This window comes from Parvibaculum sp. (assembly GCF_030694575.1).
GTDB lineage: Bacteria > Pseudomonadota > Alphaproteobacteria > Parvibaculales > Parvibaculaceae > Parvibaculum.
On the sequence record NZ_JAUYUS010000018.1, the window covers coordinates 20,089 to 30,663 of the forward strand.

A 10,575-nucleotide genomic window follows, 5' to 3' on the forward strand; every position below is an offset into this window, starting at 1 on the left:
GCGTCAGGCGGGCTTCCTGGCACAGTAGATGCTGATCGAACCGGTATGTGTCGGGAAGACGTGACGTTCTTCCAGTCCGGCAAATCCGGCAGCGGGGATCAGTTCACTCAAGATGCCGTCGGCGTTGGGCTGCGTATATTCAAACCCGTCGGCCATTTGCACTTGCCGGAAAAGCGCCCGCATCAAAAAAGTACGCTGCAAGCCGTAGTCGGCGATGACGAGACGGCCGCCGGGCTTCAGCATCCGGAAGGCGGAGACGAGGATGCCCGACTTCACGTCCATCGGGCATTGGTGCAGCACGAGGCTCGATACGACGGCGTCGGCAAAGCGTTCACCGAGATGGTCATGCGCCTCGTCGCCGAAGCCCTCGTGCCATTCCATTGCGACGTTCGCTGCCTTCGCCTTGGCGCGGGCAATGGCAAGGACCTGCGGGTCAGGGTCGATTGCGATCATGCGGATGCCCGGCGTCTGCGACTTCAGCAGCACGGCCTGACTGCCCGTGCCCGCACCGATATCGACCACGATCTCGCCGGGCGCCAGCGCCAGTGCTTTCGCGACGAGCGGCCGCCAGCGCTTTTCGCGCGTCATCACGGCAATGACCTTGTCGTAGCTGTTTGTGAATTCTGCCTTGCCGAGGGCAGGTACGAATTCGCGTTTGGATGTCATGACGGGTCTCCCTGTTCGCCCTCAAACTAGGGACGGCGGAAACCGGGGTCTTGAACGAAACGCTGCCGCGCACATCCGCGGGTGAGTCTTGTCTCACGTCATGCAGGCAGGCGCGCGGCCTATGCGCTGGCGCTGGCGGATTTCCACGGCATCCCGGCCGCTCAGCGCTTCGGACTGAAGGACCAAAATGCGGGGCCGAAAAAATACCCTCACTTTTCATCCTGTTTTGTTGACATTTTGTCATTTTGGTCCAAGCTTTCTTGCATGAACACAGAGGAAGCGGGCGCCAGAACCCGAGAAGCCGCCGAAGCGGCCATTCTGGACCATCAGGACAAGGACGACGCCGCTGCCGCTTACGAAGCGGAAGCCGGGGAACCGGCTGTGCTGTCCGGCGCGGCCAAACGCAAGCTTGAAAGCCGCCGCAAGCTGATGGCGGCGGCGCGGAAGCTCTTTGTCGAGCGCGGCTACCACGAGACGCGGCCGCAGGACATTTCGCGCGAGGCCGGCGTCGGCCACGGCACGTTCTATCTCCATTTCGAAGACAAGCTCGACTGCTTCCTCGCCTTCACGGAGGAGGCGGCGGATGAGCTCCACGTGTTCGTGGAAACGCATCATGCGGTGGCCGGTTCGCTGGACGAGGGTATTCGCGAACTGCTTACCGCCATCTTCGAATATTCGGACGAGAATCCAGGCGTGCTCGCCGCGGCGCTGACCGATGTCAGCGTCATCTCGACCGGCGATACCGGAAAGAAGATGCCGGTGGACCGCTGGGCGGATGTGTGGGCGCAGCTCATGGACCGCTGGAAGGAAACAGGCGAGGCCTTCGCCGAACTCGACACGAAACTGGCGGGCTATCTCATCGTCGGCGCGATCAAGCAGGGCGGGGCCTATGGCCATCGCCGCAGGATCGAGCGGCCGGACATGATCGAAGGAATGGCGCGGCTTTTCGTTCGTGCGCTGAAGAAATAACGCAACACAAACGGCACAAAAGAGGCCGAGCGGAGGAAAACGGGAATGGCGAAGCTCTCCTATACACGAGACGAGCTGATGGCCTCGCACGACTATGCGAAGCCGCATGAGGAGGCAGGCTACAAGCTGCATGGCGGTTTTCTGGCGGACGGCACTTACGTTTCGCCGCGGGTTCTACACCGCTGGCCGGCGGTGAAGGCGTGGCAGGGTGCGCTGACGGCGAATGGCTGGCCGCTGATCGACGCGACGGTGCAACTGCTCAAGCGCAGCAACTATCCGAATATTCCGCAGGAGAAATTCCTGCTCGCCCACGGCATCGGGCAGTCGCTTTGGAATTCGCTGACCATTACCGGCGTGATCGAGGCGCGGGGCCGGGCGCTTTGCGACCTGCAGGCGCCGGATTTCCAGGCGATCATCGAAGACGACATTTCGCAGACCTGCACCGGGCATCTGCACAAGGGGCTGCTCTATGCGCATGGCGCGGACGAGGGCGGCGACCCGGCGGAGCCGGAATACGGCGCGCATGACCAGATGTGGTATGCGGCGCGCGATCTCTGCTTCGGCAAGGACCGCTACCCGCTGCCGGAAATACCGGAGAACATCGGGCGGCCGGATACGGGGCGGCTGATGCCGCAGCTTCCGGCGGGTTTCGAACAGCTCATCCTTCTGCTGATGAACGTGCTGATGATCGAGGTGCGGGCGGAGAGCTTCTTCGCATTCTGCTGCGAGATCATGCGCGATCCCGATGCTTTCCCCGACCGGCGGGCGGATGCGCGGCATGCGGCGGAAATGGTGGAGCGCATTCGCACCGACGAGGCGATCCATGTCGGCTATCTGCAAACGGCGATTTCGGAGATGCGGAGCTTCACCTTCAAGTCCGTCGATGGCGGCACGGTGAAGGGCAAGGACCTGATCGATCCGATCTGGGAAGGCATGGTGCACTGGCATTCGGTGACGCAGGCCGATTTCTCGCGCGAACAGACGCGCGAGGCGATACGGGCCGGACTGGCCAAGGCGCCGGATGGCGGGCGGCTCTTCGCCGAGTTCGACGCGCTGGAAGAAGCGAGAAAGGCGGCGTGATGCGCGACCTGCAGGGCAAGACCGCCTTCGTCACTGGCGGCGCCAGCGGCATCGGTTTTTCGATGGCAAAGGCTTTCGGTGCGGCCGGCATGAACGTGATGCTGGCCGACATCAACGAGGACGATCTCGGCGCCGCGGTGGCGGAGCTGAACGAGCGGCAGATCAAGGCGGCGGGCGTGCGCTGCGACGTTGCCGAACGGAAGTCGCTGGAGCAGGCGGCGGAAGAGACCGTCTCTACCTTCGGCAAGGTGCACGTCGTCTGCAACAATGCGGGCGTGGGCGCAGGCGGACCGATCGGTACGCTGAAACCTGGCGACTGGGACTGGACGATCGCTGTCAACCTGATGGGCGTCGTCTATGGCACGGAAGCCTTCCTGCCGCATATCCGCGCGCATGGCGAGGGCGGGCATTTCGTCAATACGGCCTCGATGGCCGGCATGATTTCCATTCCCGGCATGGAGCCCTACACGGCATCCAAATATGCCGTGGTGGGCATGTCGGAGGGATGGGCGGGACAGCTTGCGCCGGAAAATATCGGTGTATCCGTGCTTTGCCCCGGCTTCGTGCGGACGCGCATTCACGAGAGCGGGCGGGCACGGCAGGAGAAGTTCGGGCCGGCTGCCGATGTGCGCGATGCGGAACGGGCGGAGGCCGCGAAGCAGCTCGTGCTTGGCGGGATCGACCCTGAACGTGTCGGCGCGCGGGTGCTGGAAGCGGTGCAGGCGAACGAACTCTACATCTTTACGCATCCCGACATGGCGCCCCTGTTCGAGGAGCGCGCCCGCAAGATCATGGCGGCATTCGCGCGGGCCGGCGAAAGCCCGGCGCTGGCCGGGACGGGCTACAAGACGCCGAGTGCGATCAACGTCTTCGACTGAACGAAGACAAACGGATGGAAAGGTGCGCGGAAATATTCTGCGAGCATCATTTTCCGGAGACGGAGGGCCGCTCTATACGGGCGGCCTTTCCTTTTTGTCATGTTGCGCGACTTGACCGGCGCCATGACTGCATTAGGTAGAATAACGCCGGGGCTTTCGGGGCCAGCGAGGAGAAACAATATGAAGAAGCGGGCCAGTCTGGCTTTCGGAACGATACTTGCGGTCGTGCTTGCCGCCGGTGGGGCGTGGGCGGCAACGGATGTGGAGGACGGAAAGGATCTCGTCGATACATGCACGGCGCTGCTCGCAGAGGGGACCTCGGCGGGCTCCGAAGGCGAGCGCTGCAAGAATTTCCTCGTGAACATGATCATGGCACAGAAGGACACGTTGACGATCGGCCAGCCCTTCCGGGCGGAGCGGCTGGGTCCGGACGAAAAGGAGCAAGCGTGTTTCCAGTTGCCGGACAGCCTGCCGTTCGCGGAGTTCGCACGACAGGTGACGTCCTATTCGGAAAGGAACCCGGGCATGGTGCGGCGGCCGGCCTATGAACTCGCGGCGCGCGCACTTGAACAGGCCTATCCGTGCAGCGAAGACGAAATGCGCGGTCGGCCATAAAGACAAAGCCGCAGCGCCGGATCCGGCGTTGCGGCTTTGCTCCACCGGCAGCAATCAGGAAGCGTCCGCGTTCTCACGCAGGGTTTTCACTTCCTCGTAATGACCTTCGATCACCGGCACCACGCTTGTGGCGACCTCCCGCAAGGCGGCGTCGCCGCCGTTGGCGGCATAGCTGCGATGCAGCATGAGCGCCTTTTCGTGGCCTTCCTCCTGCATTGTCAGGTACAGGCTGTCGAATTCCTCGTCTTCCGCGTCGCGAAGCTGCTGGAGTTTGGCTTCGTGCTCGTCGTCGAGAGACGTCGGAAGCTGAGCGCCGGTTTCTCCTTCCGAGACGGCGGTCTTCAGCTTCTCGGACGATGCCGTGTGATCCGCCACCATCATTTCCGCGAAATTTTTGACGTCGTCATTGCCGGATTTTTCAAGCGCGATCTGGCTCGACTGAATTTCGAAAAGATCGCTGACGGCGGCTTTCTGGACGTATGCCTCCGTGGAAAGCTCCTTCATTTCCTCAGCCATTCCGGGTGCGGCGTTCTGCGCCGCCAGCGGCATGGCGGAAAGCGGGGCAAGAGCCAGGAGAGCGGCAGCAACAGCCGTGTGTGTCTTTATCGGCATGGTGTTCTCCTTTTGCAGAGGACATTTCCTCATTGAGAACACTTAACCATCGGTTCGTGCCGTTGGTTCCGTCTGCCTGCCACCGGAATCAGGCGTTGCGGAGATACCAGTCGAAGTCGAGGTCGGTTATCGCCGCAAAGAAGCGGTCGCATTCCGCTTCCTTGATGGTGAGAAAAATATTCGCGAATTCCTCTCCCAGATGCTCTCGCAGGAACGTGGAACCGCGTGCAACCTCGAGAGCTTTCCACCAGTTCATCGGCAGGGTCGGTTCCGTCTCGCGCCGGTAACCGTCGCCGATAACGGGGTCGCTCGGTTCGATCTTCTTGCCGATGCCTTCCGCCATTCCGGCGAGTACGGCGGCAAGCGCAACATAAGGGTTGGCGTCGGCGCCGCAGACGCGGTGTTCCAGGTGGCGCGTCTCGGGCTTTCCTGACGTTATGCGGAGCGGCACGGAACGATTGTCGAAGGCCCATGCGGGTGTCAGCGGCGCGTAGGTGTTGCGGCGGAAGCGGCGGAAGGAATTGGCGTTGGGGGCGAAGATCGCCATGCTCTCGGCCATGGTTGCTTCGAGGCCGCCGATGGCGTGGCGAAGGTGCGGCGTAAGCTCAAGGCCATCGCCGGCGAACAGGTTTTCGTTTGTGTCATCCGCGAGCGAGACATGGACGTGCATGCCGCTGCCGGATATTTCCGCGTAGGGCTTCGCCATGAATGTTGCGACATAGCCATGGCGATCCGCGACGCCTTTGACGAGACGCTTGTAGAGAACAGCGTCGTCGGCAGCGCGCATCGCATCGGGGCGGTGCGCGAGCACGATCTCGAACTGTCCGGGGGCGTATTCGGAGATGAGCGTGCGGGCGGGCAGGCCCATCTTTTTTGCGCCGGCGAAGACGTCGTTCAGGAAGGGAGCGAAGTCCTCGAGGTCCTGCATGAGGTAGGCCTGCAGGTGCGCGGGCGCGAAACCGTTTGGCGCGGCGGGCGGTTTCGGCTTTCCCGACTGAGCGATATCGCGGTCGATCAGATAGAATTCCAGCTCGATGGCGACGACCGGCGTGAGGCCTTTCGCTTCCAGCGCGGCGACGGTACGCGCGAGCGCATGGCGCGGGTCGGCCGGTGTCGGCGAACCGTCGCGCTCGTAGGAGGCAAGGATCAATTGCGCGGTCGGCACTTCGTGCCACGGGGCATGGGTGATCGTGCCGGCAACGGGATAGCAGGGGCGGTCGCTGTCGCCTTCATCCCAGACGAGGCCGGTTTCGAGAACGTCGGCGCCCAGCATGTCGAGCGACTGGATGGAGCAGGGCAGCGGCCGCCCGTCGCGGTAGGCGGGGAGGAGTTCCTCGGGGCGCAGCACCTTGCCGCGCGCGACGCCGGAGGGATCGGTAAGAAAAGCCTGTATCTGGACCGTTTCCGGATGGGTGGCAAGAAACTCCACCGCTTCCTTTTCGTTCGCGCGCGTCATTCAGATTTCTCCTTCGCCGCAGAGTATCGACAAAGCCTCGCCGAAACGGGCGACAAGGTTTTCGACATCGGCTTCGGCCGTCGTCGGTGCGACGAGCGTCATGTTGTGGAACGGCGTGACCAGCACGTTCCGGTTCAGCAGGAAAAGATGGATTGCGCGCTCGACCTCGTGGTCGATGGCGGCGGCGGCTTCCGCGCCATTTTCGAGAGGGCGTTCGGAGAAGACGAGTTCGGCGCGCGCGCCGAGCTGGGTGACGGTCCACGGCAATTTGCGGCGAAGCACGGCGGCGCGCATTCCCTCGGCGAGACGCGCGGCGAGCGCCGTCATGTGAATGTAGTTCTCCGGCGTCATCACCTCCTCGAGGCAGGCGCGCATGGCGGCAAGAGCGAGCATGTTGCCGGAGAGCGTCGTGCCGATGCCGGAATAGCCGGGCGTTCTGGTTTCGAGGACGCGGCGCATATCGGCTTCGACTTTCGCGGTGAAGCCGAAGACGGCGGCGGGAAGGCCGCCGGCGACGGGCTTGCCGAGGACGAAGAAGTCCGGCGCGAGACCGTGCGCGCGGGTGAAGCCGCCGGGGCCGGTCGAGACGGTATGCGTTTCGTCGAGGCAGAGAAGCGTGCCGTGACGATGCGCGGCCGCGATGAGGTCCTCGATGAAACCCGGCTTCGGCAGCACCATCGCCGTGTTGGTGAGTGCGGGCTCGGTGAGGATGAGCGCGACGTCGCCCGCCGCCAGAAGTTTTTCGACGGCATCGAGATCGTTGAAGGGTGCGGCGACGCTCGTTGCGGCGATGTCCGTTACCTGACCGAGAAGGCCCGGTTTCATTTTCGTGGTTTCGCCGTCGAGCTTCACGAACGCGTCTTCGATCTGGCCGTGATAGCAGCCGTCGAAGACGAGAATTTTCGGCCGGTTCGTCAGCGCGCGCGCCCAGCGGACGACGGCGCGGTTTGCGTCGCTCGCAGTCGCCGTCACCTGCCAGAAGGGGAGCCCGAAGCGCGCGGCGAGGAGCGCGCCGACCTGGGCCGTCAGATCGGACGGGAGCATGGCCGTCAGTCCGCGCGCCGCCTGTTCCGCGATTGCCTTCGCGACCGGTGCGGGGGAGTGGCCGAACATGGCACCCGTGTCGCCGAGACAGAAATCGGAATAGGCGTGGCCGTCGACGTCGGTGACGGTCGAACCTTTCGCTTCACGCACGAAAAGCGGGAAGGGTGTTTCCCAGTCGAGCATCCAGTGGAGCGGCACGCCGCCGGGGAAATGCGCGCCCGCTTCCGCCGCCATTTGCCGGGAGCGTGGATGCCGTTCTGCGAAACGTGTACGCTCGGCAGCGATCAGGGCTCCGGCGCGCTGCCTGATTTCGGGCGGCATGGACATGGGAAAGCTCCAGAGAGGCAAGACAGGTTTCTTTAGCTCAAGCCCGCGGCGCCGCCTAGAGGCGGGGTGGCGCGCTCCAGGGGTGGGCTGCGCCCAATGGACGCGCGACAAGCGGCGACGTGTGGGGAGAGCGAAGCCGATGGAAGGATGGTTCACCGATCAACGTGAGGAGGAATTTCGGATGAAAATGCTCAAGAAAATCACCGTCTTTACGATGGCCGCCGCCATGCTGTCCGGCGCCGCGCTGGCACAGACGCCACGCATCACGACCGGTGCGGAGCTTGTTTCGGCCTGTACGGTTGCCATCGGCAATGGTGCCGCAGCGGACGATCGGATTGCGCGGGCCTCCTGCCATCAGTTCCTGGCGGGGCTTGTCGCGGGGGTCTATGGATCGGTCGACAAAGGCGCGCCGATGATCGTGCGACGGCTCGGCCCGGGCATGGACGAGGAGGTTTGTTTCAGGCTGCCCGAGAAGCTTGCCTATGCAACCTTCGCCGAGCAGGTGACGTCTTATGCGCCGGAGCATCCGGAGCTTTACGAACGCTCGGCCTTCGAGATGGGCGCGCGCACGCTGGCGGCAAACTATCCCTGCCCCGAGCAATAATAGTCCGGATGGGGGCATCGCTTCGGTCGCACAGTTCCTTGTGCGAGACAGCGTAACTCACCGAAAAGCGAAGAAACGGTGCCCCCGACAGGATTCGAACCCGTGACCCCCTGATTACAAATCAGGTGCTCTACCAACTGAGCTACAAGGGCGACCGTGCGCGGAAGATAGTTGCGAGGCGATGCCACGGCAAGCAAAGCTTGTCTGGCGGGTAAATGGCGGGTTTCCGCCGTCTTTTTGGTTAACCTCAGGTGAACGGGTGTCTCATATTGGGTTCAAGCTCCATAATCTAGGTTGACTCAGCTTGTGGGGGCGCTGGCGAGTTAGGTTCCCCCGTTTTTTGGCAGGGAGCCGCTCCCGCCGCCAAAAAGGAGCGCTGAGTCATGTGGATGAGAATCGCAATTCTGCTCGCCGGCCTGCTGATCTGGGATAGCGTGACGTCCGACAACGGACAGTCCGCGCTGGAAAGAAGCGGAAAGGCGCTGATGAGCATCGGGCCGGTGCGCGATCTCGTGAGTTATGCCGAGGATGGCGCGCTGATCGAAGATGTGCAGTCGCTGACCGCCCTCGTCTCGAGCGAGGCGGCGGCTGCGGTCGCGGCGCGCAGCGTCGTGGAAACGGAGCGCGCCGAAAGGCAGGCGGCGCGGGAAGCGCGGGAAAGACGGCGGGAAGAGCGCCGACTTGCGCCCGAAGATGTCGACGCCATCGCCAAGGCCGTTACGGAACTCTACCGCGAGGAGGAAAAGCGTGCTGCGGAAACGGCGGAACAGGCCATGGCCGCGCCGCCGCCCGCGCCCGCATCCGTACCCGAGCCGGAGGCTGTCGAGCGTTCGGTGGTTTCGCTCGGACCGGATATTCTCGGCGCCATCGTCGAAGCATCGAAAAAGACAGGCGCCAACTCGGGCTATCTTCTCCACATCGCGTTGCGCGAAAGCGGGCTGGCACTTGGCGCGCAGGCGCCGACCTCCTCCGCGACGGGGCCGTTTCAGTTCATCCAGCAGACCTGGTACCAGATGCTCGGGACCTATGGTCCGAAGCACGGACTCGAGGCGGAAGCGGCGCTGCTGAAGAAGCAGGCGAACGGCAGCTACACACCGGTATCCGCCGCGGCGCGGACGGAAGTACTGGCGTTGCGGACAGACCCGACTGCCGCGGCGCTGATGGCGGGCGAACTCACCATGGAAAACGCGAAGTCGATGGAGAGGCTGCTCGGCCGTTCGCCGGCGCATGGCGAGCTCTATGCGGCGCATGTGTTCGGTCCGGCAGGGGCGGCCAAGCTCGTGCAGACGCGCGACACGGCCGCAGCCACATCGGCGGCCTCGATCCTGCCCTCGGCGGCGGCGGCCAACAAGTGGCTGTTCTATACGTCGGGCGGCACGCCGCGCAGCGTGGCCTCGCTGTTCGACGAATTGAGCCGGTTCATGTCGACAAGAGAAGTTGCGCAGGTCTGCAACGCGAACCTGAACTTCCTGGGTGTCTAGAGGCCCCGGCGGAAAAGCTCGTAAAGCGCGACGGCGGCGGCGTTGGAGACATTGAGGCTCTTCATGCCGCCCGCCGCCGGGAGCCGGGCGAGGATGTCGCAATGCTCACGGGTCAGCCGGCGCAGACCCGCCCCTTCCGCGCCCAGCACAAGGGCGACACGCGGGGAGAGTTTCAGTTCGGGCAGGGCGGCCTCACCGTCGCCGTCGAGGCCGATGACCTCGAAACCGAGTTCCTTGAGCTTCTCGATGGCGCGGACGAGGTTGGTGATGCGGGCGATGCGGACGAGTTCGAGTGCTCCCGAGGCCGCCTTGGCGAGTGCGCCGCCCAGAGACGGGCTGTTGCGTTCCGTGGTGATGAGCGCGCCGGCGCCGAAAACGGCGGCGGAGCGGAGAATCGCCCCGAAATTGTGCGGGTCCGTGACCTGATCGAGCACCACGACGCGGGTAGTGCCCTCGCAGGCCTCGACTACGTCGAGGTCGGGGAGGGGGGAGGCCCGGAGCGCGATCCCCTGGTGGACGGCGCCGGGGGGAAGCAGGGCGGCGATGTCCTCGTTCTCCATAATTTCAGGACGGACGGGGAGATCCGGGGGAAGGCGGGCGCCCTGACGGGCCAGTTCGGCTTCGGCGTTGCGCGTCAGCAGGAGGCGCTCGGCCATGCGGGCCGGATTGGCCAAAGCGGCCAAAACCGCATGAAAACCATATAGATAAGCGTCGGTTCCAGCGTTTCCGGCCTTGCCGCCGCCTTTGGCGCCACCCGGCCCACGGCCATGGCGGCCGCGCGGCCCGGGGTTGGAGGGGCCGGAACTGGAGAATTGAGAGGGTTGCTTGCGTCGGCTCATGAGC

At 64.0% G+C, this 10,575-nt stretch carries 11 protein-coding genes and 1 tRNA gene; 6 read left to right on the plus strand and 6 right to left on the minus strand.

What is annotated here, in order from left to right; translation table 11 throughout:
• Nucleotides 1-3: 3 nt before the first annotated feature.
• Nucleotides 4-666: a class I SAM-dependent methyltransferase gene (locus Q8S60_RS03285; RefSeq protein WP_305276768.1), complete on the minus strand. Its 663-nt coding sequence runs from the start codon at nucleotides 664-666 to the stop codon at nucleotides 4-6.
• A gap of 264 nt (nucleotides 667-930) precedes the next feature.
• Here Q8S60_RS03285 and Q8S60_RS03290 point away from each other — a divergent pair, with 264 nt between their 5' ends.
• The 4 genes from Q8S60_RS03290 to Q8S60_RS03305 all read left to right on the plus strand — a co-directional run bounded on the left by Q8S60_RS03290 (nucleotide 931) and on the right by Q8S60_RS03305 (nucleotide 4,208).
• The gene (locus tag Q8S60_RS03290) at nucleotides 931-1,635 is read left to right on the plus strand and encodes a TetR/AcrR family transcriptional regulator (protein ID WP_305276770.1); all 705 of its coding nucleotides are present in this window, start codon (nucleotides 931-933) and stop codon (nucleotides 1,633-1,635) included.
• 45 nt (nucleotides 1,636-1,680) lie between these two features.
• Nucleotides 1,681-2,715 carry a hypothetical protein gene (locus tag Q8S60_RS03295; protein ID WP_305276771.1) on the plus strand — a complete coding sequence of 345 codons (1,035 nt, stop codon included), beginning with the start codon at nucleotides 1,681-1,683 and terminating at the stop codon, nucleotides 2,713-2,715.
• On the plus strand, nucleotides 2,715-3,593 hold the full coding sequence (locus Q8S60_RS03300; protein WP_305276792.1) for an SDR family NAD(P)-dependent oxidoreductase: 879 nt from the start codon (nucleotides 2,715-2,717) through the stop codon (nucleotides 3,591-3,593). The genes Q8S60_RS03295 and Q8S60_RS03300 overlap by 1 nt, the downstream gene beginning before the upstream one ends.
• A gap of 180 nt (nucleotides 3,594-3,773) precedes the next feature.
• Nucleotides 3,774-4,208, plus strand: a complete 435-nt coding sequence (locus Q8S60_RS03305; RefSeq protein ID WP_305276772.1) for a Rap1a/Tai family immunity protein — start codon at nucleotides 3,774-3,776, stop codon at nucleotides 4,206-4,208.
• 54 nt (nucleotides 4,209-4,262) lie between these two features.
• Here the strand turns inward: Q8S60_RS03305 and Q8S60_RS03310 are convergent, their stop codons facing one another.
• From Q8S60_RS03310 to Q8S60_RS03320, 3 genes are all read right to left on the minus strand, one after another.
• Complete coding sequence (locus tag Q8S60_RS03310) at nucleotides 4,263-4,820, minus strand: DUF4142 domain-containing protein (RefSeq protein ID WP_305276773.1); 558 nt, start codon at nucleotides 4,818-4,820, stop codon at nucleotides 4,263-4,265.
• Nucleotides 4,821-4,908: 88 nt separating this feature from the next.
• Entirely contained in the window at nucleotides 4,909-6,276 is a 1,368-nt protein-coding gene (locus Q8S60_RS03315; protein ID WP_305276774.1) for a glutamine synthetase family protein, read from the minus strand.
• Complete coding sequence (locus Q8S60_RS03320; RefSeq protein ID WP_305276775.1) at nucleotides 6,277-7,647, minus strand: aspartate aminotransferase family protein; 1,371 nt, start codon at nucleotides 7,645-7,647, stop codon at nucleotides 6,277-6,279. It abuts the gene before it with no gap.
• A gap of 181 nt (nucleotides 7,648-7,828) precedes the next feature.
• Here Q8S60_RS03320 and Q8S60_RS03325 point away from each other — a divergent pair, with 181 nt between their 5' ends.
• Nucleotides 7,829-8,251, plus strand: a complete 423-nt coding sequence (locus Q8S60_RS03325; protein WP_305276776.1) for a Rap1a/Tai family immunity protein — start codon at nucleotides 7,829-7,831, stop codon at nucleotides 8,249-8,251.
• A 79-nt stretch (nucleotides 8,252-8,330) separates the two neighbouring features.
• Here Q8S60_RS03325 and Q8S60_RS03330 read toward each other — a convergent pair.
• Nucleotides 8,331-8,403, minus strand: a tRNA-Thr gene (locus Q8S60_RS03330).
• A gap of 237 nt (nucleotides 8,404-8,640) precedes the next feature.
• Between Q8S60_RS03330 and Q8S60_RS03335 the strand changes: the two genes are divergently transcribed.
• Nucleotides 8,641-9,732: a hypothetical protein gene (locus tag Q8S60_RS03335; RefSeq protein ID WP_305668366.1), complete on the plus strand. Its 1,092-nt coding sequence runs from the start codon at nucleotides 8,641-8,643 to the stop codon at nucleotides 9,730-9,732.
• Here Q8S60_RS03335 and rlmB read toward each other — a convergent pair.
• Nucleotides 9,729-10,571: a 23S rRNA (guanosine(2251)-2'-O)-methyltransferase RlmB gene (gene rlmB / locus Q8S60_RS03340; RefSeq protein ID WP_305276778.1), complete on the minus strand. Its 843-nt coding sequence runs from the start codon at nucleotides 10,569-10,571 to the stop codon at nucleotides 9,729-9,731. The two genes, Q8S60_RS03335 and rlmB, sit on opposite strands and share 4 nt — an antisense overlap.
• Nucleotides 10,572-10,575: the final 4 nt, after the last annotated feature.

What these genes read in the sequence shown, in the direction of transcription:
- Q8S60_RS03285 (WP_305276768.1), bottom strand. Translation starts at nt 666, where the DNA reads ATGACATCCAAACGCGAATTCGTACCTGCCCTCGGCAAGGCAGAATTC.
- Q8S60_RS03290 (WP_305276770.1), top strand. Translation starts at nt 931, where the DNA reads ATGAACACAGAGGAAGCGGGCGCCAGAACCCGAGAAGCCGCCGAAGCG.
- Q8S60_RS03295 (WP_305276771.1), top strand. Translation starts at nt 1,681, where the DNA reads ATGGCGAAGCTCTCCTATACACGAGACGAGCTGATGGCCTCGCACGAC.
- Q8S60_RS03300 (WP_305276792.1), top strand. Translation starts at nt 2,715, where the DNA reads ATGCGCGACCTGCAGGGCAAGACCGCCTTCGTCACTGGCGGCGCCAGC.
- Q8S60_RS03305 (WP_305276772.1), top strand. Translation starts at nt 3,774, where the DNA reads ATGAAGAAGCGGGCCAGTCTGGCTTTCGGAACGATACTTGCGGTCGTG.
- Q8S60_RS03310 (WP_305276773.1), bottom strand. Translation starts at nt 4,820, where the DNA reads ATGCCGATAAAGACACACACGGCTGTTGCTGCCGCTCTCCTGGCTCTT.
- Q8S60_RS03315 (WP_305276774.1), bottom strand. Translation starts at nt 6,276, where the DNA reads ATGACGCGCGCGAACGAAAAGGAAGCGGTGGAGTTTCTTGCCACCCAT.
- Q8S60_RS03320 (WP_305276775.1), bottom strand. Translation starts at nt 7,647, where the DNA reads ATGTCCATGCCGCCCGAAATCAGGCAGCGCGCCGGAGCCCTGATCGCT.
- Q8S60_RS03325 (WP_305276776.1), top strand. Translation starts at nt 7,829, where the DNA reads ATGAAAATGCTCAAGAAAATCACCGTCTTTACGATGGCCGCCGCCATG.
- Q8S60_RS03335 (WP_305668366.1), top strand. Translation starts at nt 8,641, where the DNA reads ATGAGAATCGCAATTCTGCTCGCCGGCCTGCTGATCTGGGATAGCGTG.
- rlmB (WP_305276778.1), bottom strand. Translation starts at nt 10,571, where the DNA reads ATGAGCCGACGCAAGCAACCCTCTCAATTCTCCAGTTCCGGCCCCTCC.